The sequence below is a fragment of the Enterococcus sp. FZMF genome (assembly GCF_030263915.1).
GTDB lineage: Bacteria > Bacillota > Bacilli > Lactobacillales > Enterococcaceae > Enterococcus_D > Enterococcus_D casseliflavus.
Map to the genome: position 1 here is coordinate 1,100,809 of NZ_CP127160.1, position 26,967 is coordinate 1,127,775.

Below are 26,967 nucleotides of genomic sequence, written 5' to 3' on the forward strand. Positions count from 1 at the left end.
GCTGTGATAAAGAGGAATCTTTTTTATCACAGCTTTTTTCTATGAAAAAGAAAGAAGGTCAATTATGTTTCGATATATTGCAAAACGAGTATTGCAAGCAATCCCTTTGCTATTTGTGATCTCTTTTATCGTATTTTCACTAATACATATCGCCCCGTATGATGTGATCGATTCCATCACGACACCGAATATGTCACAAGAGCAAATCGATCTGTTGCGGCAGCGCTATGGCTTGGATCAACCCTTTTTGGTTCAATATTTTCTTTGGATCAGAAATGTTCTTACTGGTAATCTTGGCTTTTCGTTGGTTTCTCAAAGCAGCATTTCACAAGAACTTGCGACTCGGATCCCGAATACGATGCGGCTAGTGATCCCTGCATATTTGACGGCTTTATTGCTGGCGATCATTTTAGGTCTGTTAGCCGCTGCCAACAAAGGAAAGATTTGGGATCGGATCATTGACGCTGTAGCATCTCTAGGGATCGCCGTGCCGACCTTCTGGTTTGCGATGATCTTGATTTATGTATTTGGTTACTTATTGAATATGTTCCCGATCATTGGCATGTATACAGTCGGCAAAGAAGGGGATTTTGGCGATTTTCTGCAGCACTTTATTTTGCCTTATATCACATTGACTGTCGCCTTCTTCCCAGATTTGACAAGGTATATTCGGGCATCAGCGACTCAGCAAGTATCAGAAGACTACGTGATGGTGCAACGGGCATTCCACGCCAGCAAATGGCAGATCTTCAGTCGTCACATTAGTCGCAATATTTTGATTCCCGTTGTCACACAAATCGGCTTGGCGTTACCGATGTTAGTTACCGGTGCGATCATTACAGAAACGATCTACGGTTGGCCGGGCGTCGGACCTTACTTGATGAGTGCAACGAAAAGCCTCGATTATCCTGTGATCATGGCGATCATGCTGCTGTCAGCAACACTGGTCATCTTAGGGAATTTGTTAGCGGATGTATTATATTCCGTGGTTGATCCACGTATCCGTAAAGGAGGGAGCAAGTAATGAAACGTTTCAAAAAAATCAGTGAAGTCATGCTTGCTTCGCCCATCTATACTTTTTCTGTCGTTTTCTTGACGTTATTGATCGTGTTATCGCTCGTTGCGCCTTTGATCCCGATCGATCCCAATGCAACGGATGTCAGCAACATGTCACAGCCACCGAGCTGGGCTCATTTGTTTGGGACTGATGAAGTGGGGCGGGATTACTTTATTCGGGTCGTCTACGGCGGTCGGGTGTCCTTGTTTGTAGGTGTGTTGGCAATGATCACTGCGACGTTTATCGGGACCCTTGTCGGTCTTGTTTCTGGCTACTTTGGCGGATGGATCGATAACTTGCTGATGCGGCTCGTCGATGTGTTGTCATCGATTCCTTGGCTGGTGTTAGTGATCGTTTTGAGCGTCTTTTTACGTCCTGGACTAACCACGATCATTATTGTGATCGGCGGGTTTTCATGGATGAACATCGCTCGTTTGATTCGTGGTGAAACGTTAGCAGCGAAAGAACGGGAGTATGTTGCTTACGGGAAATTTATCGGTCGTTCTTCATTCAGTATTATCGTGAAGCATGTTTTCCCAGCAGTACTGCCAACCTTGATCGTTGCGGCATCCGCAAGTATTTCTGGGGCGATCATGACCGAATCAGCATTGAGCTTCCTCGGATTAGGCATTCAGCAGCCGATGGCTTCGTGGGGCAGTCTGTTGCAAAATGCGCAAAACAGCTTGCAGCGGGCACCATACATGGCGATCCTTCCAGGGCTCTTTGTTATTTTCACCATCTATTCCTTCAACAACATCGGCGACATGATCAAACATGTCTTGCAAAGGGAGGTGTGACCGATGAAGACAGAATTGTTAGCGATCGAAGCGTTGAATGTGACGTTTCACAGCAAAACCGGTCCGAAACCGTTAGTCAAAAAGCTGGATCTAGTGATTCCAAAAGGCAAAGTGGTTGGGATCGTCGGCGAATCTGGTAGTGGCAAAAGTATGACCATGAAAAGTGTCATGGATCTTTTGCCTGATAAGGTGACCGATCACTATGCCAGTTATACATTTGAAGGAGCAGCAGTGACCGATCGTCGAACATTACCGATCGCCATGATTTTTCAAGACCCGATGACTTCGTTGAATCCTTTGCGTACGATTGGCTATCATTTGATCGAAGTGATTCGCCGCTCACAAAAAGTATCGAAAAAAGCAGCTCAAGAAATCGCCGTCAAAGAGTTAGAAAAAGTCGGCATACCTTTTCCAGCGCAACGTATGAAACAATATCCCCACGAGCTATCAGGGGGGATGCGTCAGCGGGTGATGATCGCCATGGCTTTATTGGCGCAGCCGAAATTGCTGATTGCAGATGAACCGACGACGGCTTTAGATGTGACGATCCAAGCACAGATTTTGGCCTTGATCAAAAATCTGCAAAGAGAGAACCAGCTTTCCGTCGTCCTTGTGACCCATGACTTTGGGGTCGTTGCAGGAATGTGCGACTTTATTAAAGTGATGTATCAAGGTCGAGTCGTGGAAGAAGGCACCACAGAAGAAATCTTTTATCAACCTGCGCATCCTTATACGAAACAATTATTGCAGGCGGCCCATTTAGGCGACAAGCATGCCGAATTAAAAGTCTTTGACTATCATGAGACATTGGCAGATGAGTTGCAAGAAACGCAGTTATCTAAGACCCATCGCGTTTGGCGCAATCAGGAGGTGACAGAATAATGGAAGAACTGATTCGCGTAGAACATGCGACGAAAACCTTTCGCAGCAAAAACTGGCGCGGCACTGTCAGTGAAGTCCGAGCGGTCGAAGATGTCAGCCTAACGATCCATCGGGGCGAGACATTGGGGCTAGTAGGGGAATCTGGGAGTGGGAAAACCACTTTAGGACGCAGTATTTTAAATTTAGAGACCTTAACAAGCGGGGAGATTTTCTTCGAAGGCAAAGAGCTAACAGCATTGACGGCAGAAGATCGCAAAGCAGCGTATCAGCAAATGCAGATCATTTTCCAAGATCCGTATTCATCATTGAATCCCCGCATGACGGCACTTGAACTGGTGATGGAGCCGTTGTATCATGAAACGAAAGATGCTGCCCGAGCGAAAGCCAAAGAAATCTTAGCGATCGTCGGGATCACGGGTGATGATGTCCATAAACTGCCCCACAGTTTCAGCGGCGGACAACGGCAACGGATCGGCATCGCTCGTGCGGTGGTTAATCGTCCGGCGTTCGTCTTGTGTGATGAACCGACTTCGGCATTAGATGTCTCCATTCAGGCTCAGATCATCCAATTGCTGCTGCGTCTGCAAAAAGAGTTTTCATTGTCTTATTTGTTCATTTCCCATGACTTGTCCGTGATTCGTCATATCAGTGACCGAACAGCCGTCATGTATCAAGGGAAACTAGTTGAATTGGCACCCACCGACCGTTTGTTTGACAATCCGCTGCATCCTTACACGAAGAAATTATTAGCAGCAGCGCCGATCGCTGATCCTGTGTTAGCAAGAGGTGCGATGGAACAAACGGAGATTCAAAGCACGATTACTTTGACACCATTGTATGAATGGGTCGAAGTTGAACCAGATCATTTTGTGAGGAGAGAAAAACGATGACAGTAGAAACATTGACGATCCATCAAGGAAGCGACAAATTTGAAATGACGACCCCAACTGGCAATTGGGTGTTAGCACGGGAAAAAGGCTATTCGCCAGTCCAAATGCTGGTGAGTGCGGTCGCTGCTTGCGGCGGCTATGTATACGCATCCGTCCTAGAGAATTCAAAAATCACAGCAGAAATCGAAAAGATCGAAGTCAGCTATGACCGGGACGACAACAAAAAAGCCCAACCAGTCAGTGCCATCCACATTCAGTTTTATGCGAAAATCGCTGAAGCCGACCATGACAAAGCGACCCGTTGCCTAAAACTCGTTTCACCAAATTGCCCCGTGATCCAATCATTAGATCCAGCTATCGAAGTGACGGAAACAGTGACGTTTATTTAATCGAAAAAGACTTTGTGTGCCTGAAACCAATAGGCGTACAAAGTCTTTTTTTTGATCAATAAATAATATTCTCCCGAATAAAGTCGATATCTGTCACTAATAGTTTGCGATCGACACTTTTTAGGGCGCCAGATTCTCGTAATTTTTGCATCATTCGATTGACACTGCTGGCAGAGGTAATGCCGCAAAAGCGAGCGATCTCCTCATTGGTGACTTCAAAGTCAATCAAGACACCATCTGTTGTCTGGATTCCGAACGTTTCATACAGCTCATTGATTTGGGTACAGACAGCACCAAATTTGCCGTTCATCAGCATTTGCTGCATCTTTTTCATCGTATCCATCAAGTTTCTTCGATAATACTCTTTGACATAATCCTGCAGCAGGCGATCACGATTGACATCTGCCCAAAATTGATCCCGCACGATTTTGTATAATTCGGCTTCTTCTGATTCAACCCGCACATTAAAAGGGGCTTCGACTTCTTGAGAGGATTCGTCTTTAAACAAAGAGACGATCTCAAAATCCGTCAAATAGCGCAAGTTGAATTCGCGCCCTTCATGGGTCACTACGCTAGTTTTGATGATGCCTTTTTTTAAAATATAGACGTAGCGATCCGGGATGCCTTCATATGTCAAGTAACTCTTTTTCTTACGGATAACGACCGGTATTGCTTGTTTTTCTAAATAATCACGTAATATCTGTTTCTCCACCCACGTTACTCCTTCACTTCATGCCAACCCAACATTTTCTGAAAAAAATCTGAAATTTCCTCTATTCATGCTTCATTAAAAGACATTTCTGGTGAAAAAGCAATAACAAATGTTAATGTTTCTTGTTAATGCTCTTTTTTAACAGCAAAAGCGCATTTCAAGCAGAGGAAGTTTCGGTATAGTAAAACGCATCACAGCACAAACAGGAGGAATGGAAGAAACATGTCAGATAGGGAAACCAATCAAGAAGGAGTCGTCAGCTCGTTGCCGTCAACTAAAAATGAAAAACTATGGAACAAAGGGTTTATCACGATTACCTTGATCAATTTTATCGTCTTTCTCGTGTATTATTGTTTTGTCGTCATCACCGCGAAATTTGCCACGCAGGAGTTAGGGGCATCCACTGCACAAGCTGGCTTGGCAGCGGGGATCTACATTATCGGGACCTTGATCGCTCGCTTGTATGTTGGGAAAATTTTAGAATTAGTTGGTCGTAAAGCCGTTTTGCGCTGGGGGATAGTGTTTTATGTCATTACCACCGCTGCTTATTTGGTCTCAGTCAACATTTATATTTTAGATGCGGTGCGCTTTTTCAATGGCTTTGCTTATGGTGCCGTCTCGACTGCGGCTAATGCGATCGTCACCGCTTATATCCCAGCTTCCAAACATGGCGAAGGGATCAATTACTATGGATTAAGTACTAGTTTAGCAGCGGCGGTCGGACCTTTTATTGGTATGCTATTACTACCGACGGTCGGCTTTGATTTCATTATTTGGTTAGCAACTATTTTATCGATCGCAACAGCCATCGCTTGTTTCTGGTTCCCAGTCAAAAACATCCCATTGACGGAAGAACACAAAGCACAGCTGCAAAAATGGTCCATCAAAAGTTTTGTCGAACCAAAAGTTTTTTTCATTTCTGGGATTGCCTTTTTGATCGGGTTGGCTTATTCCAGCGTTCTCGGCTTCTTGTCGATCTACGCCAGTGACCTTGGGTTGGAAACGGCCGGTGCCTTTTTCTTCATCGTCTATGCACTTTCTGTGACCTTCACACGGCCAATGACGGGCAAACTGTTTGACCGCCATGGCGCAGATGCAGTCATGTATCCCAGCTTTCTTTTCTTGACCCTAGGTCTTTTCTTATTGAGTATTACCGGCAACAGCTGGATGTTGTTGCTTGCGGGTTGCTTTGTCGGCTTGGGCTATGGCACCTTCATGTCCAATGGCCAAGCCGTCTGTCTGAAAGAAGTCGATCCTCACCGAGTCGGCGTAGCGCTCTCCACTTATTTCATCGGGCTGGATCTTGGCTTAGGCGTAGGTCCCTATGCACTAGGAAGCTTACACGGTCTGTTTGATTATTCGCAAATCTACATCTTATGCGGACTGATCCCAGTCGTCGTCCTTGTTTTATACAAATTGTTTTATAAAACGAAACGCGCAGTTGCCGCCGTTGGTACGATGAAGCAGCCAGTCAACGAAGAAGACTAACCTCAACCATTACAAAAAGGAGTGTTTCACCATGGATAACAATCAACTGATTATTGAAGCATTGAACAAATTAGTAACGAATATCAACGAATTGAATGAAGAAATGCATGCCATGAAAGAGGTTACCGCAACGATGACCCATGAACAGCTTGCTATCGATCATCAATTACGCGACATCAAATCGGTATTGATCAATGACAATCTGATTGGGTAAATTGTCATAAGGCTTAAAAGGAAACAAGAAACAGGAATGAACGCTTTTTTTGAGAATGTTTCCTGCTCACTTACTGGTGGTAGAAAGATTCACATGAGAAAAGCGTTTTTTTGATGCACAAAAAAAGAAAAGCGAACATTGGCAGATTTTGTATAAGAAAATAAGCAAGAAAAATTGTAGCAGTCCGCGCTTGTATGCTATAGTGTGTCTGGGTAGCAATACCTAAAAAAAAATCAGAGTAGGAAATAAAGCGTTAAGTGCTGAAAGGATGGGATGTTGCCTTTCGGACGAAGAACGATCATTCGTTCGCGGTTTTATTTTCGCATTCGCTGCATGAATTTGTAGCAACTCTAAAAGGAGATGCTCGCTATGAAAAGAAAAGTCGATGCACACATGATTGCGGTCATGGGACTTTTGATTGCCTTAATGGTCGTCTTGTCGCAAATCTTGGGGTTTGAAACCTCCTATATCAAAATCACATTTTCCTTTGTACCACAGCTGATCATGGGTATGCTGTTTGGTCCGTTTTGGACAGCAGTTGGCTCCTCATTAGCCGATATCGCAGGAATGGTGATTTTTCCAAAATCAGCCTACTTTTTCGGCTTTACCATCAATGCCTTCGTTGGTGGACTGATTTATGGCTACTTCTTTTATCGGAAAGAAGTCACATTAAAACGAGCGGCGATGGTCGTCTTGTTAAATACACTTTTAATAACCTTGATCTTAACACCGATCTGGTTAGCTATGATGCTGAATATTCCTTTGACAAGCTGGGCGATCTGGTCGGTCCGCTTGCTAAAAGCAGTCATCATGTTCCCGATACAAACTGCGTTGATTTACATCGTAGGGCGTGCGGTACCATACAAACGGCTGATCCGACGGTTCGTTTAACGAGTAAAAAAGAACGATAACATCCATTGAAGTGAATCATCTGCGAATATTTCGTCAGTGGTTCACTTTTTTCTTTCTAAGGATTGTCTTAATCATTCTCAATAACTTGTTTAGAGGGGAAGGGGAACCTATGAATAAAAAAGGACTCGCTACGGGACTGTTTCTTTTCTTGGTCTTAGCAGCAATGGGAGGGATGAAGTGAATGATAGAACAGCAAAAACAGCAAACTGAAGAATCAGCCATGATCCAGCAAAGCAGCTTGAGGGACGAAACACAGGAAGAAAGCAGGGAAAGTCAGGAAACCACCTCATTTTCCACGTCAACTTCTGTTTCAACTTCCACGCAAGAACAGCCAGAAGAGGCAATAACAGAAAAAATCGCCACGATGAGTTTGGAGGAAAAGGTCGGGCAATTGTTTTTTGTGCGTGTGCCAGAAAGCAATCAAATCGAAGAGCTTCAAAAGTATCACTTTGGTGGCTATCTGTTATTCGGCCGTGATACCGAAAATGAGACGGCGGAGCGCTTGAAACAGAAAATTTCAGATTACCAAGCAGCCAGCGCCATTCCGCTGTTGATCGGTATGGATGAAGAAGGGGGCACAGTGACTCGCATCAGCCGCAATCCGAACCTTACGAATCAGCGTTTTCTCTCACCACAACAGCTGTATGCCCAAGGTGGATGGTCAGCGATTGAAGAAGATACAGCAACGAAAGCGGAAATTTTAAAAGCTTATGGCATCAATGCTGGGCTGTTTCCCGTTGCCGATGTTTCCACTGATCCGCAGTCCTTTATCTACGACCGAACCATTGGCATGGATGCGCAGGGCACGAGTGCGTTTGTAGAACGTGTGGTTCATGTTTTACAGAAACACCACGTTGGGTCTACCTTGAAGCATTTTCCTGGCTATGGCAACAATCGTGACTCGCATGTCGAAATCGTCACCGATGACCGCCCGCTATCTGCACTGCGGGAAACGGATTTTCTGCCTTTTGCCGCAGGGATCAAAGCTGGTGCCGATAGTATTTTGGTCGCCCATACGATCGTCAATAGTATCGATAAGACCGTACCCGCCTCTATTTCAAAACCCGTGCATGAGCTGCTGCGAAATGAATTGCATTTTAAAGGGGTCATCATGACGGATGACTTGGATATGGCAGGACTTTCTGAGTTCATTCCGCAAAAAGAAGCCGCATTACAGGCGTTGCAGGCGGGAAATGATCTAGTGATCTCTTCTACCTATCAAGAACAGATTCCTTTTGTGGTACAAGCGGTTGAAGATGGCCGCTATTTAGAAGCTGATTTGAATGCTTCCGTCAAACGGGTCTTGCTCTGGAAAGAAGCATTGCATTTACTTTAAGAAAAAAATAAACCTGCTGTTTCCTCCGTGTAAGAGAGTCGTTCTCTTACTGAGAGGAAGCAGCAGGTTTTTTTAGATACTCTGAGCCAGTGCCTCTAATTCTTTGGCAAAGGCTTCTTGCCCAATAAAACGCAGATAATCCAGTGCTTTTTCAATCGTGGCCATTCCCAGCATACGATCTCCTTGAAACAAGGCGTAGATGCCTTCGAAATAACGAATCATCAAGCGGATACGATCATTGTCCGGCGGCAGGTGATCGGCTAGATACGTCAGCACATGCGCCAACTCGGCAGGTTTTTTGCGATCGATAAACAAGAAAGCCGCATTCGTCAGCAATTTTGTGTAGATTTGATAATTGATACTTAACGCATTGCTGTAAAAAATTTTTTTATTCAGGTGTTTCATTTGATACAAGATGTACTCGTCAGAAAAGAGGAAGAGCAGATTGGTAAATAAGGAGATTTCAAATTTTCCCCACGTGTCGATGCGTTCCAAGTATTTCTTGATGGTCGCTTCGATGATGCGCCGTTCTTCCTCGTCGGTAACCACGCCTTTTTTCTCTAAAATCAAAAAGAATTGACTATACAGTACATAATAGAAGAAATCCTTCGTGGTTTTATACAGTGCTTGGGCTTTGTTGATCAAAGAGAGGACTTCAGAATACTTGCTTTCATAGTAAGCGGTGGTCAACTGTTTGGATAGCTGCTTTTTCTCGCTGACTTGATTGTCATCCAAGCGATACTCAAATTCCTCCAAAGTGACATTTAAGCGGTCCAAATACTGGTGCAAAATATCAAAGGCGATGCGGTGCCCTTTTTGTTCAAAGGTTGCCAGTGTACTGCGTTCTGAAATGTTCTCAACCAATTTTCGCTGTGAGATATTTCGTTCCGTTCGTAACTCTTTTAACAAGTCATTGGCCTTCAAAAAATCCCTCCTAAAAAAAGTGGACGGAAAAATAGTCCAAATATGTTACAGCTTTATTTTGCGGGTAAACTTGAAGAAAGTCAATTAAAGGAGGAGAAATGGATGTTTGATTTTTTTAGTTTTCCCTGGGAAGTTGTAGAACTAATGGCTAACGTTTTTTCTTTCTTCAAATAATCGATCCTTTGTGATTGGTTAGCAATTGATTTTTTAACAGGAAAAAAGTATAAGTGGTTTTACGTAATAAGTTACTGTTCATTCGCGCATTCAAACGCCCTCTCCCCAAACAGCTTACCCTGTCAAGGTGCGTAGGTCTGCCGAATCCCTTTTAAAAAAGGAGCAAACACAACAGCGAGTGATTGCTCTTTTTTTGTTGGTCAAAAAACCTGCATACGGCATCGCAACAGTCAGTTTTGTTTTTTCTTGAACATTGGTTCATTCGGATCAGAATAGTAATCAGGATTGAATTCATCATCGATCGAGACCCCGAAAAGAGAGACGAGACTGGGAAGAACCCCAATCACGCCGAGGACGACGGCAACTGGAAGGTAGAACTTTTTGCGCTTGTACCACGGAAGCTGCGATTTCTTTTCCATAGGAACTCCTCCTTTTTAAATAGTGTAGCATGTTCTGAATTGGGTGTGTTAATAATTACCTTCAATATTTAAAAATATACTAAAACGGTATGTCTGATGGGATAAAAAGCTTCGCTAGGTAAATCTAGGGAGCGTTCGTTTTTGTCATTGTTGCCAGAATCAAGTTTTATAAAAAAGGAACCGAGTAAGAAAGCCATCCTTCTTACTCGGTTCCTTTTATTGTAAGTAATCCTTGGTTTGGTCCATCAAGGTATGAAAGTCTGATTCGTTTTTTCTTATCGCCTCTGTTAGGGTAAACAAATAACCGTTGGGGTCTTTGATGGTCATTTCAAGGGCATTCCACGGCTTTTCCATCAAAGGTTCCACGATCCACTTTTCGGGAATTTTTTGAGCGATATTCTGAAGATCAATCATCGCTACATTCAAAATTGCCCCATCGCCAACAGTGAACGAGTCTGCGGCAATCAGCATCAAATCTTGGTAGTCAGCAAGACGCAGATGGTCCATCGTCACTTGATTTTCTTGATTGCGAAACTGATACAATGACTGGAAACCCAAGATTTCTGCAAACCATTTTGATGATTGTTCAATATCTTTTGTCTTCAATTGATAAAACATTGGCATAACATATACTTTCATTTTGACACCTCCTCTTAATTAGAGGATACCACTTGACGCAGCGTCAAAGTCAATAGACATTTTCGTATTGAAGCAAAGCTTGAAAATGGCGTTTCTTTGGCACTTAAGTCAAGGAAAAATGGGCAATAATTGTTTGACTCACTTCATCAGGTGATAAGTGGGTATTGTTGATTTTCAGCGAAGGAATCGTTGGAAAAAGGGTAGTTAATTCCTGTGGCAGGCTTTCTAAGCGATAGTTTTCAAACGAAGACAAAAGCTCGTTTCTAGAAAAATCCAGCGCTCTTTTTGACGGCTTTGCGGCTAAACGGTCCTCATGGCAATTGCGCTTTAAGCGTTCCTCAATATCAGCCACTAATTCGATAAAATAGACCTTTTGCTGGGCATCGGTAAATAGTTGGGCGATCTCTTGTAAAAAAGCTAAATCTCCCGCTTGATCGAAATCAATCAAGACCGTAAAAATGATTGATTTCTCGTATTATTGGCTTCATTTTGAACAAAGGCTTTGAAGAGTTCGATCCGTGTTTGATTAGACAAAGCGAATGCTGCGGGACTATAGCCAAGAAAGTTCGCAAAAAGATCAATGGTCTGGTGATTGAATAAAAGCTTTGCATCCAATCGTTTTTCCAGTTCTTTGCCCACAGTCATTTTCCCTGCGGCTTGTGCGCCAATCAAGACGATCAATGACATCACAACACATCCTTTTTATCAATCGTAACAAAGGTGAGCTATCGTGTAAATTGGTTCTTAGAAAGAAATGATTGAGAAGCTGGAATTTTTCATAAGTGGAAACCCAAGATGCTCTTTTTTAGGTAAAAAGGAATGAGCGGAACTTCTCCGACAAAGGGAAGAAAACCATGCAGCACAATAGCACGGTCTGGAACAACAAAATGACCAGTAGATTGATCGTTTCAAATCGTGAATAAAGATAGAAGTGGATCAGCCATTCGAAGACATTGACAAAGACTAAATAAAGGTAGTTCGCTTTTTTGACTTTGCAGTTTTTTAACCAATAATAGCTTAAGTAATAATCCAGCAAGATCATCAACAATAGAAAAAGTTTGCTGAAAGCCGTCAGATTGTCATGCTGCGAGGCGAGTTTTTTGAAAAAACAGCAAAAGGGTTGGTGTCGGAATATAAATGATCAATAAGGATAGGAAAAAATAGACAATAAAGGGCATAGTCATTCCTCCAATCTGTTATTAAAAAAACATAGATAAACTAACAGATTTATTGAGAGCCGTCAACTGGTTTTTTATCGGAAAATTCGATAATGATAGGTAGTATTGCTTGGAGGAAAAGGTTCAAAGGATAGTCGTTGGTAGCAAAGGATGATTGCGAGATATCCAAAAGAAAGACTCCCTTTTACGAGAAAAGGGAGCGGAGGAGCTGCTTCATAGGGTATATTTATGCCCATGTCTCATTGAGTTTATCCGCATAAAACAAAAGTGCCTGTCGGTAAGACTGGATGTCTGGATCGTTAGAGGTTTCGGCAAGCAGGGTCAATAATCGTTTAGTGGCTTGCTCATACTCGGCGAGATTAAACAGTGTCATGGCATAGAAGGTTTGCAAAGCATGATTTTTTGGATACTGCTTCATCGCTTCTAAAAACACTTCTTCGGCTTTTTGATAATTGCCGAGGGCACGATAGGTGCTGCCTAGACCTAGGTAGGCATCTGGCAAGTCGTTTTCTGATAACCCTAACGAGATTGCTTGTTCATAATAAGGAATTGCCTGTTGCTCTTCCCCTAAAAGATCATAGCTCCAAGCCGTTTGATAATGCACAAAGGCATCTTGGGGATTTTCGGCAGCTAATTGAATCAATTGTTCATTTGATTGTTGCAGTTTTTTTTCAGTCCGCAGTTGGATCGCAGCAGCTAGTCGTTCATTCATTGGTTGGAAGCTCCTTTTTAAATAGTAGAAAATGACTTAGATAACTTGCAAGCATAGCTAAGGGGAAAGATCTGCCCAGCTTTCACCTGCAAAAGAAAAACCGCATGCTTCATACAGCTTGTAGGCTGGCTGGTTTTCAACCGTCACTACCATATAAAGGTGAGTGAGGCCCATGGCTTTTGCTCGTTGGATCACTTCCTTCATCATCAGCTTGGATAAGCCGTTGCCTTTAAAGGCTGCGCCCATAACAACAAATAATAGCAGGGGAAGCTCTTGAAACGTGCTGGTTACTACGGCACCGATAGGATGATCATCCTTTTGTAACTGAAAAGAAAGCTCTGGAATCAAGGGACCGTATTTTCCGTCAGCGGTCTCTCTCAGCTCTCTTTGCCAGTCAGCAAGCGATTCCCCTTCGTCATCTGTCGTTTCATGATAGGCGGAATAAAAAAGTTCTGCGACACTTCGAGAATTCGGGAGAAACGGCTCAAAAGAAAGGGCGGATTCTTGTAAAGCTTTGGGGGCATGTTGTAAGTCACAAGCCATAATGATTCGTTTCATAGAAGCACTCCTCTCTGCTCGTTTCATTTATTATAGCAGAGCCAAGCTTTTTCACGCTCGTTTTTTTCTAATAAAAGCCCAGATCCAACGAATTCCTTCGTAGATTGCAGTGAAGACTGCCACCAGAAACAAAAACGACATGTAGTGGATCAAAAAAGCGAGCTGAAACCATAAGCCATAGAACATCGGCAGGACGACGAGCAAACAAAGAACCAATTCGATGTTTCGCTTTCTTCTAATTTGAAACCAACGTTCATCTGACATCCTTTTTCCTCCTGTTCATTCTTTACACACACTTTGTTAAATATCCATCTTTTTATAAAATGATCGATATATTTGCGATATTTTGATTAAAAAACTAGAAAATTGATTTGTTTTTTGGTAATCTTGAAAATAAGATTAGAAATAGCTGTTGTTTTTTTTTTTGACTGATTTTCCCACGAAAGACAAGGTGAGCACAATGGAAAGAAAACCGATGTATTTAAAAAATGGGCTTCCTTTAACAATGGAACCGGGTAAAATTTACACATGCCTTTATCGTGGCGGTTATTTCATTTGTGAAGAAAAGGGCCAACCGCTGCCACCGATAAAAAGAGAAGCGAAATAAGCGAACTTCTCACTTAAGATTTGTCAGGGATCGAATGGGTTGTTGGAACTGATATCTCCTTTTGGGTACCAATCAAATGATGTCTAGCATTTTCAAAAAATCTCAACGTTCTTCATTCATACCATTCTAAGTCTTAAATTGATTTTGACCGATTTCAATTTAGTAAGAACAATCCGATCCCTGGCAAATGTTAGGTGGAAAGTTGGGCAGGTAGCAAGTGAATCAGTAATAGGTGAAAAACGGTTTTTTCTCACAAAAGATGATTTCACTTGAATAGAACGCCGTTTTTTGCTATAATAGTTTAGGAATTGAAAAATAAAATAGACAAAGGTTGAGCATTTTTTATGCTTCAAGGATCAGGTTTGCCAAGGGGTGAGGCAAACATTCTTGGAGGAATGCTGGCCTTTTTTCATATCAGCATACTTCTTCGTGAGGTATGCTTTTTTTGTTTATTTTTCAGTTGAGAATACAAATCATTATAGGAGGGGAATCGATGAGAGAAGCTTTGACTCGTTTACGAGAAGCAGAAGAAGCCAATGAACAGCAATTGCGCGCTTTGAAAAAAGAATTGCAGTCGGAAGAAGCGCAGCAGCAACAAGCATTGCAAGAGCGATTAGCCGCTTTGGAAGAGGCGCTTGTTCAAGAACAAGCAACAATCGAAGAGCAGTTGCAACAGTCACTAGCAGCACAAAAGCAGCAGCTGGCAAAAGAGAACCAGCAAGTGTTAGATCGTTACCAAAAAAATATGCAAAGCTTCCAAGAGCAAGCGGTTCAACAGATCGTTGAAGGAGTGATCGGGACTTATGGCAGTAACCAAACTAAATAAACTAACGTTGATCACCCCGAAGCACTACCAAGAAAGGTTATTGACGAAGCTGCAAACGATGCAGTTTGTTGAAATCGAGAACGTATTTGAGCAGGAAGCCAACGAAACTTGGCTGCGGGAATTTTTTGCAGGAGCCACCCCAGAAGGTGCTTCTCATCAACCAATGATTCGTCGACTGCAAGAAGCGATCCGCTTTATTCGTCAAAATGGTGATGCGAAAAAAGGCACGGAATGGCAACGAGATGCCTTGCGGCTGTCGGACTTTGAAACAAGCTTCGATGAAGCCGCAGCATTAACGGAGCTGGTTGAAGTCGAGAATTTGCAGGAGCGCTGGGTAGAGACGATCGAAGCGATCGAAGCAGCGACGCAGTCGGAAGAATGGGCGACACAATGGCAAAATCTTGACGTACCCTTGGAGATCGAAGCGCCTGCACATACAACTTTTTTTGCTGGGAGTGTCGAAGGCCCACGCTGGGAAGATCTAGCTGAAGCCTTGCGTCAATTGGAAGAGGTTCATATCGAAGTGATCTATTCTGAACCCAAAAAAGTCAATTTCAGCTGCCTGTTTTTAACAGCGATCGAAGAGCAAGTGTTCCAATTGTTTCACCGATATGGGGTGAAGAAAGAAACTGGCTTGACATCCGAATCACCAAAAGTGGTTTTGCAAAATGCGAAACAAGCCTTGACCTCCTTGACGCAGCAGCGCAAAGAACTGATTACAGAAATCAGTCAGCACAAGCAACGGCTGATCCTGCTGCAGCAAGCGGAAGAACTGTTTTTGACTCGTGAGAATCGGGCAATGATGCAACAGCGCTTAGCAGCTGGTCAGACCTTTGCCCTCTTGCGCGGATGGATTGCAAAAAAGGATCAGCCGTTAGTGGCGGAAATGGTCCAAGAATCCTTTGCCAACGAGATTTACTATTCATTTGAAGAACCCACTGCAGAGGAGATCGCTGCCAATCAAGTGCCAACGAAGCTAAAAAACGCCTCGTTTATTCAACCCTTTGAAATGTTGACGGAAATGTACAGCTTGCCAAAATACGATGAGATCGATCCAACCCCATGGATGACGCCTTTTTACTATGTTTTCTTTGGTATGATGGTGGCTGACTTAGGTTATGGTGCATTAATGGCTGTCGCGACCACGATTGGGCTACACGCCTTGCGTTTGCCCAAAGGGACCAAACGGTTTCTGAAATTGTTCCAGATTTTGTCTGTGCCAACTATGATTTGGGGCGCAATCTACGGCTCCTTCTTTGGTGCTACATTGCCCTTCCAACTTTTATCGCCCTCCGAAGATTTTATGGCGATCTTTGGTCTATCCATGATTTTTGGTGGCATCCAACTGTTTACAGGCCTTTATTTAGCAGCCAAAGAAAATATCCGCAAAAAGGATCTTTTAGGTGCAGTCAACGAAGGCTTTGCGTGGCTAGGACTTTTGAGTGGTCTTTTAGTGGCAGCCGCAGGCAATCTTTTGATCGATGTCCCAGCACTAACAACCGTCGGCTTGATTTTAGCAGGCTTTAGTGCCTTATTGATCATCGTGGTACCGATTCTGAAAGGGAAAACCAAAGTGGGCGGCTTCTTTTTAGGCTTGTATGACTTATACGGTGTGACCAGTTATATCGGCGACTTTGTCAGCTATAGCCGCTTGATGGCATTAGGGATCTCTGGTGGGAGTATCGCAGCAGCCTTCAACTTATTGGTGGGCTATTTGCCGCCAGCCGCTCGTTTTTCTGTGGGCATTCTCTTATTGGTTGTCCTACAAGCTTTAAACATCTTTTTATCGTTACTGAGTGCGTATGTGCATGCCGCTCGTTTACAATATGTAGAGTTTTTCGGAAAATTTTTCACTGGTGGGGGGCGCCAATTTGAAACCTTTAAGCCAAGTGAGAAATACGTTGATTTTGATAAAGAAAATGGAGGAGACAATAAATGATTGATTACTTAATTAATAATAATGGTGGTATGGTGTTTGCAATTATCGGAATGGGGATCGCTACGATCTTTTCTGGGATCGGTTCAGCCAAAGGGGTGGGCCAAACTGGTGAAGCAGCGGCAGCCTTAACGACGAATCAGCCGGAGAAGTTTGGACAAGCCTTGATTTTACAATTGCTTCCCGGAACGCAAGGACTATACGGATTCGTTATTGCGTTTATGATCTATGGTAGCTTAAGTGGTGAAATGTCGACAGTGACTGGTATGGCGTACTTGATGGCATCACTGCCAGTTGCCTTTACTGGCTTGTTCTCAGGAATGGCCCAAGGGAAGGTCGCTGCAGCTGGGATTCAAATTTTAGCGAAGAAACCAGAGCATTTCTTTAAAGGGGTTATGTTCTCAGTAATGGTTGAGATGTATGCCATCTTAGGCTTTGTTATTTCTTTCTTACTTTTAGGAACGATTTAAAGGGGGCGAAGGTATGGATGCAATCGACAAAATGATTGCTGAACTAGACCAAGAAGCGCAGACAAAACGGGAACGTTTGGCTGCCGCTGAACGTGCTAGGATCAGTGAAACGATGGCACGTGACTGGGCGAAAAAAGAGTCGGACTTGCAGCTTCGTGCCCAGCAAGCAAAAAAGCAAGCCGAAAAAAATTATCATCAAGCGCAAAATCGCCAAGCAAGTGCCGCTAAGCAGCAGCAAATGGTGAAACAAAACGAATACCTGACACAACTTTTTGAGCAAGCGTATCAACAAATGGTTGCCTGGACGCCAGAAGAGCTGCAGTCATTTGCTGAAAATGTGCTGCAACAGCTGCCGATCAGCGGGACGGTGACCTTCCACGCTGGTCCTGAGCAAGCAGCCCATCTAGATGCCGCTTGGCTTACGTCTTGTCAATCAAAACTACCGTATGAAATCAAAGCAGGCGCACCATTGACAGAAGCAGGCTTTTTGGTGGATGACAACGGCATTCAATACAATTTTACCTATCAGGTACTGCTTGATGAATACAAGAAAGAAACCCGGGAACGGTGGTTGCAGATCATACAACAAGGAGGTTGATCCATGAGGAACTATCATCAATTGAATCCAATCATTCGGCTGAAAGAGATGACGTTGTTAAAACCGCAAGAAGTCGAACAAATGATTGCGGCAAAAGGGTTTGCTGAAGTCGAAGCTGTCTTGCAGCAGACCCATTATCAACGCTATTTAAAGCCAGATTTTCATGAACGATTCGAAACCTATCTCGATGAAGAATTGTTAAAGACGATCAAAGAATTGGCCGAGCTGGTTCCTGATCAAGAGATCCTCCGACTGTATATGATGCCTTTTACTTTCCATAATCTAAAAGTCTTGACCAAAGAGTCAGTCACTGGAAAAGATTATGATCATCTACTGATCGAAGACGGTTTTTACACGATCGATGAGTGTCGGACCGCCATCAAAACGGGAACCTCAGAGGTATTGCCTGAGAAAATCGTGACTACGATCCAAGAAGTGCGGGAGTACTTAGAAGGCGGCGCCGTGCTGCAAGGCATCGATATCATTTACGATCGCCGGTATTTACATGAACAACGGCGACTGGCAGATGAAATCAAGATCCCTGAGCTACAAGAAGCTGTCATCAAGATGATCGATCTGACCAATATAACGATTGCCGCACGTTGTGTACTTCAAAAACGATCGCGCAGTTTTATGGAAGCAGTCTTAGTGAGTGTCGGCAGTATCCCGAAAGAAGAATTTTTAGCGTTTGCGGATGCGTCCTATAGTGACTTTTTAGCCTTCTTATTAGAAAGTGATTATCAGGAAGTGTTGCGGCCTTTGATTCATGAACAGGTGATCGACTTTGCTGGCTTGGCACTTTTACAAGACAATTTGATCACAGAAAGCTATGGCCAAGCCCAAACGGATGCTTTAGGACCACTGCCTTTACTCGCATTTTTGAATGCTAAGGTTTTGGAACTGCAAAACCTGCGTCTCTTGCTAGTAGGCAAACGCAGTGGCTTTACGGAAGAACAACTCAGAGAAAGGATGCGGCACTATGACTCATAAAATCGGCGTAATCGGCGAGAAAGAATCCGTCATTCCTTTTCAACTATTTGGCTTTCAGGTCTGCTATGCCTCGGAAGAAAAAGAAGTGAAGCAGGCGCTGGCAAAATTAATGAAGAACAGTACGATCATCTACCTGACTGAAAAATGTGCCGAGCTGATTCCCGATGAATTAGCAAAAGTCCAACAAAAAATGACACCTGCAGTCATCTTGATTCCTGATTATGATGGTTCCCGAGGAATCGGCAAGCGAATGATTCAAGAAAATGTCGAAAAAGCAGTTGGACAAAACATACTATAGAGAGGAGCCGATGTTGTGGAAAAAGGAACAATTATTAAAGTATCTGGTCCATTGGTTTTAGCCAAAAATATGGGCCATGCAAGTTTAGAAGATATCTGTTATGTAGGAGATTTAGGCGTGGTCGGTGAGATCATCGAAATGCGCGGCGACGTCGCTTCGATCCAAGTCTATGAAGAAACGTCTGGGATCGGACCTGGTGAACCAGTCGAAACCACCGGTGAACCGCTATCCGTCGAATTGGCACCTGGGATCATGTCACAAATGTTTGATGGCATCCAACGTCCCTTAGAAACCTTCATGTCTGTCACCCAAAGCAACTTCTTGACGCGTGGGGTGCAATTGCCTGCGTTGGATCATGAGAAAAAGTGGCCCTTTGTACCGACAGTCGAAGTCGGCGAAGTAGTCAGTACGGGGATGGTCATCGGCACCGTGCAAGAAACACCGTTGATCAATCACAAGATCATGGTTCCTCATGGCGTTTCAGGAACAGTCAAGGCTGTTTATGTGGGGGAATTTACCATCGATGAAACGATTTATGTTTTAGATACACCCAAAGGAGAACGGTCTTTCACAATGCTGCAAAAATGGCCCGTTCGTCATAGCCGTCCAGTAAAGCAAAAACTGAATCCAGTCGAACCAATGATTACTGGCCAGCGAGTGATCGACACCTTCTTTCCAATCGCTAAAGGCGGGGCGTCAGCCGTTCCAGGACCTTTTGGTGCAGGGAAGACTGTCGTTCAGCACCAAATCGCCAAATGGGCGGATGTCGACCTGGTCGTCTATGTCGGCTGCGGCGAACGCGGCAATGAAATGACCGATGTAATGAACGAGTTTCCAGAGTTGATCGACCCTCGTAGTGGTGAATCTTTAATGGCGAGAACCGTGTTGATCGCTAACACCTCCAATATGCCGGTAGCCGCTCGGGAAGCGTCGATTTATACTGGGATCACGATTGCGGAATACTTCCGAGACATGGGGTATTCAGTGGCGATCATGGCGGATTCCACCTCACGTTGGGCAGAAGCACTGCGAGAAATGTCTGGTCGTCTGGAAGAAATGCCTGGGGATGAAGGGTATCCAGCTTACTTAGGCAGCCGCTTGGCAGAGTATTATGAGCGTTCTGGAAAAGCGATTTGCTTAGGTTCTGATCAAGAAGGCAGTATCACTGCCATCAGCGCCGTTTCACCATCAGGCGGCGATATTTCAGAACCAGTTACCCAAAATACGTTGCGGGTCGTAAAAGTCTTTTGGGGCTTAGATGCCACCTTAGCGCAAAAGCGTCATTTTCCATCGATCGATTGGTTGAAGAGCTATTCTTTATACGAAAATGAATTGGGTGCCTTTTTGGACCAACAAATGCAAGTGGATTGGTCCAAACAAGTAACAGAAGCCATGCGGATGCTGCAAAAAGAATCTGAGTTGTCAGAGATCGTTCGACTTGTCGGCATCGACGCTTTGTCCGAAAAAGATCAGTTATTGCTGGAAACCACCAAATCATTGCGAGAAGATTTCTTGCAGCAAAACGCTTTTGACGACGTCGATACGTTTACCTCTCGTGAAAAGCAGTTCAAAATGCTGGAAACAATCTTGCTGCTCCACAAAGAAGCGGAAGATGCGTTGACACTAGGTGCGTATCTTTCAGAAATCTATGCAGGAACCGAAGAATTGCGAGACAAAGTGGCACGTATGAAGTACTTGCCTGAAACGGAATTAGCAAAAATTTCTGCTTTGCATCAAGAGATCAAAGCAACGATGAAAGAAATTTTACAGAAAGGAGACCGCACCGATGATCAAGGAATATAAAACGATTGGAGAAGTCGTCGGACCATTGATGGCAGTCGATCGCGTCTCCGGTGTCAAATACGAAGAGTTGATCGAAGTCCGCATGCAAAACGGCGAAACGCGGCAAGGACAAGTACTGGAGATCCAAGAAGACAAAGCGTTGGTCCAAATTTTTGAAGGAACCGGCGGGATCAATTTGCGGGAATCTGCGGTGCGTTTCTTAGGACATCCTTTGGAATTAGGCGTTTCCGAGCAAATGATCGGGCGAGTCTTTGACGGCTTAGGTCGGGTCAAAGATGGCGGAGTAGAGATCGTCCCAGAAAAATTTATGGACATCAACGGCGAAGTGATCAATCCAGCAGCGCGGGATTATCCTGATGAGTTTATTCAAACGGGGATCTCATCAATCGACCACTTGAATACGCTCGTTCGGGGACAAAAGCTGCCGATTTTTTCTGGTTCTGGTCTGCCTCATAAAGAATTGGCTTCGCAAATTGCGCGTCAAGCACAAGTGTTGAACTCGGAAGACGATTTCGCTGTTGTGTTTGCTGGCATCGGGATCACCTTTGAAGAAGCAGAATATTTCATGGAAGATTTTCGTCAAACGGGCGCCATCGACCATTCTGTCGTCTTTATGAATCTAGCCAATGACCCAGCGATCGAGCGGATCGCTACTCCCCGAATGGCACTGACGGCAGCCGAATACTTGGCTTACGAAAAGGGCATGCATGTCTTGGTGATCATGACGGATATGACCAACTACTGTGAAGCTTTGCGGGAGATTTCCTCTGCTCGTCGTGAAGTGCCAGGACGTCGGGGTTATCCTGGGTATCTTTATACCAATCTATCAACGTTATATGAACGTGCGGGACGGATTCGCGGCTTGAAAGGTTCAGTGACCCAGCTGCCGATTTTGACCATGCCAGAAGATGACAAAACCCATCCGATTCCCGATTTGACCGGCTATATCACCGAAGGACAAATCATCTTGTCTCGTGATTTGTATAAAAACGGCATCCAGCCACCCATCGATGTCTTGCCGTCATTGTCACGGTTAAAAGATAAAGGGACCGGTGAAGGAAAAACCCGTAAAGACCATGCCGCAACGATGAACCAGTTGTTTTCTGCCTATGCTCAAGGAAAGCAAGCCAAGGAATTGGCAGTCGTTTTAGGAGAATCGGCATTGTCGGAAGTAGATAAAACCTATGCCAAATTTGCGGAACGCTTCGAAAATGAATACTTGAACCAAGGGTATCGCACCAACCGCTCTATTATCGAAACCTTGGAATTAGGGTGGGAATTATTGGCGATGCTGCCAAAAGTCGAGCTGAAGCGGATCAGCGATGCCCTACTGGCGGAATACTTACCGGGAGAGGAGAACAATGGCGCAAAAAACCGTTAATCCAACCCGCATGGAGCTGTCGCGCCTCAGCAAACAATTGGCGACAGCCAAACGCGGACACAAATTATTAAAAGACAAACAAGACGAACTCATGCGTCAATTTATTGAGTTGATCAAAAAGAATGATCGCTTGCGTAAAGAAGTCGAAGAACAATTGCAGCGTGCCATGAAGGCATTTCGCTTAGCCAATGCCACAATCAATGAAAAATACATTGAAGAAATGTTTATTTTACCAGCAACTGAAGTCTCCCTTGAGTTATCCAAGAAAAATATCATGAGTGTGGAAGTGCCAGTGATGCATTTTGATTACGACGATACGGTGATGCAAGCGCCGATCGAGTACGGCTTTTTGAATTCCAATGTTCCGTTAGATAATGCGGTCGCCCGTTTTACCGACGTTATGCCGAAGCTGTTGGAGCTAACGGAAATCGAAAAGACCTGTCAATTGATGGCAGGGGAAATCGAACGGACGCGCCGACGCGTCAATGCCCTAGAATATTTGACGATTCCCGAGCTGGAAGAAGCCATTTATGGAATCAAAATGCGGCTGGAAGAAAATGAACGAGCAAACGTAACAAGAATGATCAAAGTGAAGAATAAATCAAAATAAAATGGTATGATAAGAGAAAAAACAAATGCAATAAACTTGGATTACTAAGACATTGGTTTTTGCAAAAGGTCAAAGGAAATGAAAATGAAAAAAAGAAATCGTTTGAAAAAAAAGCTGGCATCGCAACGCTTTTTGATTCCGCAGATCGTCACTCTGGTCTTCGTTTTGCTGATATTGGCAGGAACTGGCTTGCTGATGCTGCCGGCTGTCACCCAAAGTGGTGAAGGCACCAACTTTTTAGATGCGCTGTTTACTGCCACATCGGCTGTTTGCGTGACGGGTCTTTCGACCTTGACCGTAGCCGATCATTACAACCTGTGGGGCCAAGGGATCTTGCTGATGCTGATTGAGATCGGTGGGATCGGCTTCATGTCGATTCCCGTCTTCTTTTACATCTTGGCGAGAAAAAGAGTCCATCTTAGTACTCGGATGATTTTGCGGGAATCATTGAATCTGGACCGAATGTCTGGAGAGATCCATTTGGCATGGTACCTGATTCGGATCGCCTTTTTGATCCAAGTCAGTGGGATCATCTTGCTGGCTTTTGCTTTCGTGCCCCGTTTTGGTTGGGAGCAAGGCCTTTGGTACAGTGTTTTTCATGCGATCTCGGCCTTTTGTAATGCTGGGTTTGATTTGTTCGGCAACAGCATGGTAGGGTTTCAAAACGATCCATTTGTGCTGGGGGTCATCAGTTTCTTGATCATCGCCGGTGGTCTGGGTTTTCTCGTTTGGTTCGATATCCTGCATACGGCGTCCAAAAAACGGTCCCTGCATAGCCGCTTGGCATGGATCGCTATGATCGTTTTGGTGGTTTTTGGAACGGCAGGGTTCTTTTTGACCGAAGCCAATTCACAGTTGATCACGGGTGATTCGGTCATCGAACGTTTTTTCCAATACCTCTTCTTAGCGGTCACCCCAAGAACCGCGGGATTTTTCAGTATTGATTACGGACAAATGAGTCAAGCAGGCTTGATGCTGACGATGATTTTAATGTATATCGGTGGAACCTCTGGATCAACTGCTGGGGGATTGAAGACAACGACATTTGCGGTCTTGATCATCAAGATCCGCAGCTTATTGAAAGGGCGCAGTCGAGCGGAAGTTTTTGGTCGCACGATCAAAGAATCTGCTGTATCGCGTGCCTTTACGTTGTTCTTCCTTACCTTGACGTTATGCTTCGTAGCGATTTTCTTATTGTCGATCACTGAGAGTATGCCGCAAACCCCAAACTTTGGGTTGCCAACCATTGCCTTTGAAGTTTTTTCCGCTTTTGGAACGGTGGGGTTGACCATGGGGTTGACGCCTTACTTGTCGGTTTTTGGCAAACTTTTGATTATTTTTTTGATGTTCATTGGTCGAGTCGGCATCATGACCGTTGCTTTTTCATTGATGAAAAAAGCCAACAAACAAGAAGCTGGCTACAAATATCCTGATGAAACCGTGATGATCGGGTAACGAAACAGGGAAACGAAGCACGCTTCGTTTCCCTGTTTTTCGTTTATTGAAGTACTTCTAACATCACATCTCGTTGGTCATCGCTGACATTTCCCGCATAGTTCGGTGTGATCAAAGATAGACCACCCTCCTTATTTGTAAATAGGTACAGGTTGTGGCTAAAATCAGGATTTCCATTGGAAGTGATCCCTTTTGCAAAGGTCAATTGAGTGTTCACTTTTACGGTGCGAATCCCATTGTCATTTGCTGAAAAGATGCGAATCTCTTTTGTTGCGATCGTATCGACTTGTGCTTCATAGCTTGCGCTGTCGTCGATCAAAATGATCAATGGGCTCGTATTTTGAATCGTGACAGCATCTGGTACATTGACGCCATGGAAATAAAACGTCAGTGAAGGGCCATATTGGGAAAGATCAACCGCATATGGAAACTCGTTGGTGGATACTGAGCTTGCTGTCGTTTGCGTTGCGTCAGAGTGGTCCGTCGATTGCTGGCTTGTGGTTGAAGTTTCTGAAGTAGAGGTTGACGCTAAGGAGCTGTTTTCAGTCGTTTGCATCGTCGTACTTTTTTTGCTTTCAGTAGACACATGACTTTGGCTTAGCTCGCTGGTTGATTGCGCGGCATCTTTTTCGTTGTTACAGCCTGTCAAAAGCCCCACACTGACCAGCGTCAGTGTCCCAATCAAAGAAATTGTTTTTTTCATCGTTTGTTTCATCCTTTCCTACGAATACTAAAACATCTAAAAAAAACAAATTATTGTGTGAAAATGCACAATTATGTTGATATAGTGTTTAAATATTCTTTGGTGTTAAAGATATTGTAGTCCAGAACACTGAAAAAGAATAGGAAGATTTTGCTGAATTTTTCGTCAATTCTATCATAAAACATTCATGAATGCCCGCAGTAGCTGGCTAATTTTGCATAATAAAGTGTTAGCCTTTTCTGGCGACTTGCGTAACGCAGGGATCTAGATTAAAATACCTTGGTATAGAAGAATGGGTGGTGAAGAGGATGGAAAAAGAACGGATGGGGCAATGGTTAGCCTTTACGAATCAGCATCAAGCGATCGAAGCTCGTTTGGAGCAAGCCCTCAAAGCAGAAAGCAATCTGTCTTTGAATGAGTATTACGTGCTTTATTACTTAGAAAAGACCCCCAATCATAGCATGCGCCTCAATGATTTGATCGCCCATTTTGATCTGAGTCAAAGTGCGATGTCACGTATGATCATGCGCATGGAAGACAAGCTGTGCGGTGTGATCGAACGGCATTCTTGTCAAGATGATAAGCGGGGGATCTATATTGATTTGACCCAATCAGGGGAAAAGAAACTGCAGCGTTCAAAAGTCGTTTTTGAAAAAGTCTTGGAGGAAATGCTGGACTAATGATGTTTTTCACTTGTTTTCTCCTTGATTCTTTTGTAATATAGATGCATGTGCATGTATATTTTGATAAAGGGAAAAAAGATGCACCGATTTGCTTTAAGGATCTCCTTGGGCAACTAAGCCAGTCAGATCCACAAAGCGAAATGAATCCAATGGAAAAGGTGGGAAACCCATGCGAAATGTAACAGACAAAGCAACATTTAAGCGCGGATTGCAGTTGAAAAATCGAATCATTATGGCACCAATGACGACCAAGATGTCCTTCTTTGATGGGGTGATTACGAAAGATGAGTTGGCTTACTATGGCTTACGCTCTGGGGAAGTCGGAGCAGTCATCACAGCTGCAGCCAATGTCCAAGAAGATGGCAAGGGCTGGGAAGGGGAATTAGGCGCTTACGACGATGCCTTTTTACCTGGATTAAGTAAATTGGCCAGCACCATCAAAACCAATGGGACCAAAGCTATTTTACAGATTTTTCATGCCGGTCGGATGACGGATGACTCGGTCCTACGAGGAACACAACCGATTTCTGCTAGCGCAGTTGCTGCCGAACGACCAAATGCCCAGGTTCCCCGAGAAGTCACAGTAGATGAGATTTTAACGATTATTGAAAACTTTAAAAAAGCTACCGAACGGGCGATCAAGGCGGGGTTTGATGGCGTAGAACTCCACGGAGCCAATACGTATTTGATCCAACAATTCTTTTCTCCGCACTCAAATCGTCGGTCCGATGAATGGGGTGGCTCACTAGAGAACCGTTATCGTTTTATTGAGAAGCTCGTCGATGAAGTATTGGAAACAGTGGACCAATCAGGTGTGAAGGAGTTTATCGTCGGTTATCGTTTTTCACCGGAAGAATTCGAAGAACCAGGGATTCGCTTTGAAGATACGTTGTTCTTAGTGGACCAACTGGCAGAAAAAGGATTAGACTATCTGCACATCTCCCTTGCGGATTATACCCGCAAATCGATTTCAAAAGCGTACCAAGAAAAATCGATGTTGGCGTATGTCTATGAAAAAATCGCTCAGCGGGTTCCTTTGATTGGTGTAGGGGATGTCCGAACATCGAAAGATGCTGCGGGATTGCTAGAACATGCAGACTTTGTAGCAGTGGGCCGAGCATTGTTGATCGATCCTCATTGGGGACAAAAAGTCTTAGACGGTCAAGATGCGTTGATCCGCACCACGGTTTCTACTTACGAACGTGAGGAACTCGTATTACAAAACGGCGTTTGGGGTTTTATGGAAAACATGATGCCAGATCGCCTAAATGAAGAAAAATAAGCAGACAACCACCTTTGCCTTGGGCGAAGGTGGTTTTTTATGAT

At 44.0% G+C, this 26,967-nt stretch carries 29 protein-coding genes, 2 pseudogenes, 1 riboswitch and 1 other annotated feature; of the genes and pseudogenes, 21 read left to right on the top strand and 10 right to left on the bottom strand.

Translation table 11 applies throughout. The features are described 5' to 3' along the window. Positions 1-64: 64 nt before the first annotated feature. The 5 genes from QN079_RS05290 to QN079_RS05310 are packed head-to-tail and all read left to right on the top strand — an operon-like array spanning position 65 to position 4,015. On the top strand, positions 65-1,024 hold the full coding sequence (locus QN079_RS05290; protein WP_002307597.1) for an ABC transporter permease: 960 nt from the start codon (positions 65-67) through the stop codon (positions 1,022-1,024). Continuing rightward, on the top strand, positions 1,024-1,854 hold the full coding sequence (locus QN079_RS05295) for an ABC transporter permease (RefSeq protein ID WP_010747808.1): 831 nt from the start codon (positions 1,024-1,026) through the stop codon (positions 1,852-1,854). The genes QN079_RS05290 and QN079_RS05295 overlap by 1 nt, the downstream gene beginning before the upstream one ends. A 3-nt stretch (positions 1,855-1,857) precedes the next feature. Next, positions 1,858-2,736, top strand: a complete 879-nt coding sequence (locus tag QN079_RS05300) for an ABC transporter ATP-binding protein (RefSeq protein ID WP_005225545.1) — start codon at positions 1,858-1,860, stop codon at positions 2,734-2,736. Then, positions 2,736-3,626 (top strand): ATP-binding cassette domain-containing protein, encoded by an 891-nt coding sequence (locus QN079_RS05305; protein WP_010747809.1) that lies wholly within the window; start codon positions 2,736-2,738, stop codon positions 3,624-3,626. Before QN079_RS05300 ends, QN079_RS05305 begins: the two co-directional genes overlap by 1 nt. Further along, the gene (locus QN079_RS05310; protein WP_010747810.1) at positions 3,623-4,015 is read left to right on the top strand and encodes an OsmC family protein; all 393 of its coding nucleotides are present in this window, start codon (positions 3,623-3,625) and stop codon (positions 4,013-4,015) included. The genes QN079_RS05305 and QN079_RS05310 overlap by 4 nt, the downstream gene beginning before the upstream one ends. Positions 4,016-4,070: 55 nt before the next feature. On the opposite strand, the gene QN079_RS05315 is transcribed toward QN079_RS05310, so the two are convergent. Further along, complete coding sequence (locus QN079_RS05315) at positions 4,071-4,727, bottom strand: Crp/Fnr family transcriptional regulator (RefSeq protein ID WP_008378905.1); 657 nt, start codon at positions 4,725-4,727, stop codon at positions 4,071-4,073. Positions 4,728-4,949: 222 nt separating this feature from the next. On the opposite strand from QN079_RS05315, the gene QN079_RS05320 reads away from it, so the two are divergent. The 4 genes from QN079_RS05320 to QN079_RS05335 all read left to right on the top strand — a co-directional run bounded on the left by QN079_RS05320 (position 4,950) and on the right by QN079_RS05335 (position 8,677). Beyond that, a complete protein-coding gene (locus QN079_RS05320) occupies positions 4,950-6,215 on the top strand; it encodes an MFS transporter (protein WP_118214827.1) in 1,266 nt (421 codons plus the stop codon). Positions 6,216-6,246: 31 nt separating this feature from the next. After that, a complete protein-coding gene (locus QN079_RS05325) occupies positions 6,247-6,429 on the top strand; it encodes a hypothetical protein (protein WP_005225550.1) in 183 nt (60 codons plus the stop codon). Between the two features lie 232 nt (positions 6,430-6,661). Then, positions 6,662-6,763: riboswitch (THF riboswitch) on the top strand. A gap of 26 nt (positions 6,764-6,789) precedes the next feature. Further along, on the top strand, positions 6,790-7,320 hold the full coding sequence (locus QN079_RS05330; protein WP_005225551.1) for a folate family ECF transporter S component: 531 nt from the start codon (positions 6,790-6,792) through the stop codon (positions 7,318-7,320). Positions 7,321-7,522: 202 nt separating this feature from the next. Next, positions 7,523-8,677: a glycoside hydrolase family 3 protein gene (locus QN079_RS05335; RefSeq protein WP_289230487.1), complete on the top strand. Its 1,155-nt coding sequence runs from the start codon at positions 7,523-7,525 to the stop codon at positions 8,675-8,677. A 72-nt stretch (positions 8,678-8,749) separates the two neighbouring features. Here QN079_RS05335 and QN079_RS05340 read toward each other — a convergent pair whose 3' ends face one another. From QN079_RS05340 to QN079_RS05375, 8 genes and pseudogenes are all read right to left on the bottom strand, one after another. Further along, complete coding sequence (locus QN079_RS05340) at positions 8,750-9,601, bottom strand: Rgg/GadR/MutR family transcriptional regulator (RefSeq protein ID WP_010747814.1); 852 nt, start codon at positions 9,599-9,601, stop codon at positions 8,750-8,752. Between the two features lie 404 nt (positions 9,602-10,005). Continuing rightward, positions 10,006-10,194, bottom strand: a complete 189-nt coding sequence (locus QN079_RS05345) for a hypothetical protein (RefSeq protein WP_005225554.1) — start codon at positions 10,192-10,194, stop codon at positions 10,006-10,008. Between the two features lie 216 nt (positions 10,195-10,410). Beyond that, positions 10,411-10,833 carry a VOC family protein gene (locus QN079_RS05350; RefSeq protein ID WP_142971561.1) on the bottom strand — a complete coding sequence of 141 codons (423 nt, stop codon included), beginning with the start codon at positions 10,831-10,833 and terminating at the stop codon, positions 10,411-10,413. 103 nt (positions 10,834-10,936) lie between these two features. Next, a pseudogene (locus QN079_RS05355) lies at positions 10,937-11,520 on the bottom strand (DEAD/DEAH box helicase family protein). Between the two features lie 118 nt (positions 11,521-11,638). Beyond that, positions 11,639-12,011 (bottom strand): annotated as a pseudogene (locus tag QN079_RS05360) (hypothetical protein). Positions 12,012-12,237: 226 nt separating this feature from the next. Then, complete coding sequence (locus QN079_RS05365) at positions 12,238-12,723, bottom strand: tetratricopeptide repeat protein (RefSeq protein WP_010747820.1); 486 nt, start codon at positions 12,721-12,723, stop codon at positions 12,238-12,240. A 57-nt stretch (positions 12,724-12,780) separates the two neighbouring features. Further along, on the bottom strand, positions 12,781-13,308 hold the full coding sequence (locus QN079_RS05370; protein ID WP_353957176.1) for a GNAT family N-acetyltransferase: 528 nt from the start codon (positions 13,306-13,308) through the stop codon (positions 12,781-12,783). A 24-nt stretch (positions 13,309-13,332) separates the two neighbouring features. After that, on the bottom strand, positions 13,333-13,545 hold the full coding sequence (locus QN079_RS05375) for a hypothetical protein (protein WP_010747822.1): 213 nt from the start codon (positions 13,543-13,545) through the stop codon (positions 13,333-13,335). 672 nt (positions 13,546-14,217) lie between these two features. Next, positions 14,218-14,271: a sequence feature (sodium ion sensor (DUF1646 type); this cis-regulatory element may regulate processes involved in with the transportation of sodium ions), on the top strand. A gap of 110 nt (positions 14,272-14,381) precedes the next feature. Here QN079_RS05375 and QN079_RS05380 point away from each other — a divergent pair. The 10 genes from QN079_RS05380 to QN079_RS05425 all read left to right on the top strand — a co-directional run bounded on the left by QN079_RS05380 (position 14,382) and on the right by QN079_RS05425 (position 24,255). Next, positions 14,382-14,714 (top strand): hypothetical protein, encoded by a 333-nt coding sequence (locus QN079_RS05380; protein WP_010747823.1) that lies wholly within the window; start codon positions 14,382-14,384, stop codon positions 14,712-14,714. Beyond that, positions 14,692-16,653, top strand: coding sequence for a V-type ATP synthase subunit I (locus QN079_RS05385; protein ID WP_010747824.1), 1,962 nt, complete (start codon positions 14,692-14,694; stop codon positions 16,651-16,653). Before QN079_RS05380 ends, QN079_RS05385 begins: the two co-directional genes overlap by 23 nt. Continuing rightward, on the top strand, positions 16,650-17,120 hold the full coding sequence (locus QN079_RS05390) for a V-type ATP synthase subunit K (RefSeq protein ID WP_005225567.1): 471 nt from the start codon (positions 16,650-16,652) through the stop codon (positions 17,118-17,120). The genes QN079_RS05385 and QN079_RS05390 overlap by 4 nt, the downstream gene beginning before the upstream one ends. 13 nt (positions 17,121-17,133) lie before the next feature. Continuing rightward, on the top strand, positions 17,134-17,718 hold the full coding sequence (locus QN079_RS05395; protein ID WP_010747825.1) for a FliH/SctL family protein: 585 nt from the start codon (positions 17,134-17,136) through the stop codon (positions 17,716-17,718). A 3-nt stretch (positions 17,719-17,721) separates the two neighbouring features. After that, a complete protein-coding gene (locus tag QN079_RS05400) occupies positions 17,722-18,708 on the top strand; it encodes a V-type ATPase subunit (protein ID WP_010747826.1) in 987 nt (328 codons plus the stop codon). Next, entirely contained in the window at positions 18,698-19,006 is a 309-nt protein-coding gene (locus QN079_RS05405) for a V-type ATP synthase subunit F (protein ID WP_005225570.1), read from the top strand. The genes QN079_RS05400 and QN079_RS05405 overlap by 11 nt, the downstream gene beginning before the upstream one ends. Before the next feature lie 15 nt (positions 19,007-19,021). Next, complete coding sequence (locus tag QN079_RS05410) at positions 19,022-20,809, top strand: V-type ATP synthase subunit A (RefSeq protein ID WP_010747827.1); 1,788 nt, start codon at positions 19,022-19,024, stop codon at positions 20,807-20,809. Then, complete coding sequence (locus tag QN079_RS05415) at positions 20,793-22,190, top strand: V-type ATP synthase subunit B (RefSeq protein ID WP_010747828.1); 1,398 nt, start codon at positions 20,793-20,795, stop codon at positions 22,188-22,190. Before QN079_RS05410 ends, QN079_RS05415 begins: the two co-directional genes overlap by 17 nt. Further along, on the top strand, positions 22,171-22,800 hold the full coding sequence (locus QN079_RS05420; RefSeq protein ID WP_142971563.1) for a V-type ATP synthase subunit D: 630 nt from the start codon (positions 22,171-22,173) through the stop codon (positions 22,798-22,800). The genes QN079_RS05415 and QN079_RS05420 overlap by 20 nt, the downstream gene beginning before the upstream one ends. Before the next feature lie 78 nt (positions 22,801-22,878). Further along, a complete protein-coding gene (locus QN079_RS05425; protein WP_034695440.1) occupies positions 22,879-24,255 on the top strand; it encodes a TrkH family potassium uptake protein in 1,377 nt (458 codons plus the stop codon). Between the two features lie 43 nt (positions 24,256-24,298). Here the strand turns inward: QN079_RS05425 and QN079_RS05430 are convergent, their stop codons facing one another. Continuing rightward, positions 24,299-24,958, bottom strand: a complete 660-nt coding sequence (locus tag QN079_RS05430) for a hypothetical protein (protein ID WP_010747831.1) — start codon at positions 24,956-24,958, stop codon at positions 24,299-24,301. Positions 24,959-25,266: 308 nt separating this feature from the next. Between QN079_RS05430 and QN079_RS05435 the strand changes: the two genes are divergently transcribed. After that, positions 25,267-25,638, top strand: coding sequence for a MarR family winged helix-turn-helix transcriptional regulator (locus QN079_RS05435; protein WP_010747832.1), 372 nt, complete (start codon positions 25,267-25,269; stop codon positions 25,636-25,638). A 172-nt stretch (positions 25,639-25,810) separates the two neighbouring features. Beyond that, a complete protein-coding gene (locus tag QN079_RS05440; RefSeq protein WP_010747833.1) occupies positions 25,811-26,923 on the top strand; it encodes an NADH-dependent flavin oxidoreductase in 1,113 nt (370 codons plus the stop codon). Positions 26,924-26,967: the final 44 nt, after the last annotated feature.

Bases quoted from the DNA above. Each gene is read 5' to 3' on its own strand.
- QN079_RS05370 (WP_353957176.1), bottom strand. From the start codon at position 13,308: ATGAAACGAGCAGAGAGGAGTGCTTCTATGAAACGAATCATTATGGCT.
- QN079_RS05375 (WP_010747822.1), bottom strand. From the start codon at position 13,545: ATGTCAGATGAACGTTGGTTTCAAATTAGAAGAAAGCGAAACATCGAA.
- QN079_RS05425 (WP_034695440.1), top strand. From the start codon at position 22,879: ATGAAAATGAAAAAAAGAAATCGTTTGAAAAAAAAGCTGGCATCGCAA.
- QN079_RS05390 (WP_005225567.1), top strand. From the start codon at position 16,650: ATGATTGATTACTTAATTAATAATAATGGTGGTATGGTGTTTGCAATT.
- QN079_RS05365 (WP_010747820.1), bottom strand. From the start codon at position 12,723: ATGAATGAACGACTAGCTGCTGCGATCCAACTGCGGACTGAAAAAAAA.
- QN079_RS05380 (WP_010747823.1), top strand. From the start codon at position 14,382: ATGAGAGAAGCTTTGACTCGTTTACGAGAAGCAGAAGAAGCCAATGAA.
- QN079_RS05350 (WP_142971561.1), bottom strand. From the start codon at position 10,833: ATGAAAGTATATGTTATGCCAATGTTTTATCAATTGAAGACAAAAGAT.
- QN079_RS05345 (WP_005225554.1), bottom strand. From the start codon at position 10,194: ATGGAAAAGAAATCGCAGCTTCCGTGGTACAAGCGCAAAAAGTTCTAC.
- QN079_RS05330 (WP_005225551.1), top strand. From the start codon at position 6,790: ATGCTCGCTATGAAAAGAAAAGTCGATGCACACATGATTGCGGTCATG.
- QN079_RS05420 (WP_142971563.1), top strand. From the start codon at position 22,171: ATGGCGCAAAAAACCGTTAATCCAACCCGCATGGAGCTGTCGCGCCTC.
- QN079_RS05300 (WP_005225545.1), top strand. From the start codon at position 1,858: ATGAAGACAGAATTGTTAGCGATCGAAGCGTTGAATGTGACGTTTCAC.
- QN079_RS05310 (WP_010747810.1), top strand. From the start codon at position 3,623: ATGACAGTAGAAACATTGACGATCCATCAAGGAAGCGACAAATTTGAA.
- QN079_RS05430 (WP_010747831.1), bottom strand. From the start codon at position 24,958: ATGAAAAAAACAATTTCTTTGATTGGGACACTGACGCTGGTCAGTGTG.
- QN079_RS05405 (WP_005225570.1), top strand. From the start codon at position 18,698: ATGACTCATAAAATCGGCGTAATCGGCGAGAAAGAATCCGTCATTCCT.
- QN079_RS05325 (WP_005225550.1), top strand. From the start codon at position 6,247: ATGGATAACAATCAACTGATTATTGAAGCATTGAACAAATTAGTAACG.
- QN079_RS05320 (WP_118214827.1), top strand. From the start codon at position 4,950: ATGTCAGATAGGGAAACCAATCAAGAAGGAGTCGTCAGCTCGTTGCCG.
- QN079_RS05385 (WP_010747824.1), top strand. From the start codon at position 14,692: ATGGCAGTAACCAAACTAAATAAACTAACGTTGATCACCCCGAAGCAC.
- QN079_RS05400 (WP_010747826.1), top strand. From the start codon at position 17,722: ATGAGGAACTATCATCAATTGAATCCAATCATTCGGCTGAAAGAGATG.
- QN079_RS05335 (WP_289230487.1), top strand. From the start codon at position 7,523: ATGATAGAACAGCAAAAACAGCAAACTGAAGAATCAGCCATGATCCAG.
- QN079_RS05415 (WP_010747828.1), top strand. From the start codon at position 20,793: ATGATCAAGGAATATAAAACGATTGGAGAAGTCGTCGGACCATTGATG.
- QN079_RS05290 (WP_002307597.1), top strand. From the start codon at position 65: ATGTTTCGATATATTGCAAAACGAGTATTGCAAGCAATCCCTTTGCTA.
- QN079_RS05305 (WP_010747809.1), top strand. From the start codon at position 2,736: ATGGAAGAACTGATTCGCGTAGAACATGCGACGAAAACCTTTCGCAGC.
- QN079_RS05395 (WP_010747825.1), top strand. From the start codon at position 17,134: ATGGATGCAATCGACAAAATGATTGCTGAACTAGACCAAGAAGCGCAG.
- QN079_RS05295 (WP_010747808.1), top strand. From the start codon at position 1,024: ATGAAACGTTTCAAAAAAATCAGTGAAGTCATGCTTGCTTCGCCCATC.
- QN079_RS05440 (WP_010747833.1), top strand. From the start codon at position 25,811: ATGCGAAATGTAACAGACAAAGCAACATTTAAGCGCGGATTGCAGTTG.
- QN079_RS05435 (WP_010747832.1), top strand. From the start codon at position 25,267: ATGGAAAAAGAACGGATGGGGCAATGGTTAGCCTTTACGAATCAGCAT.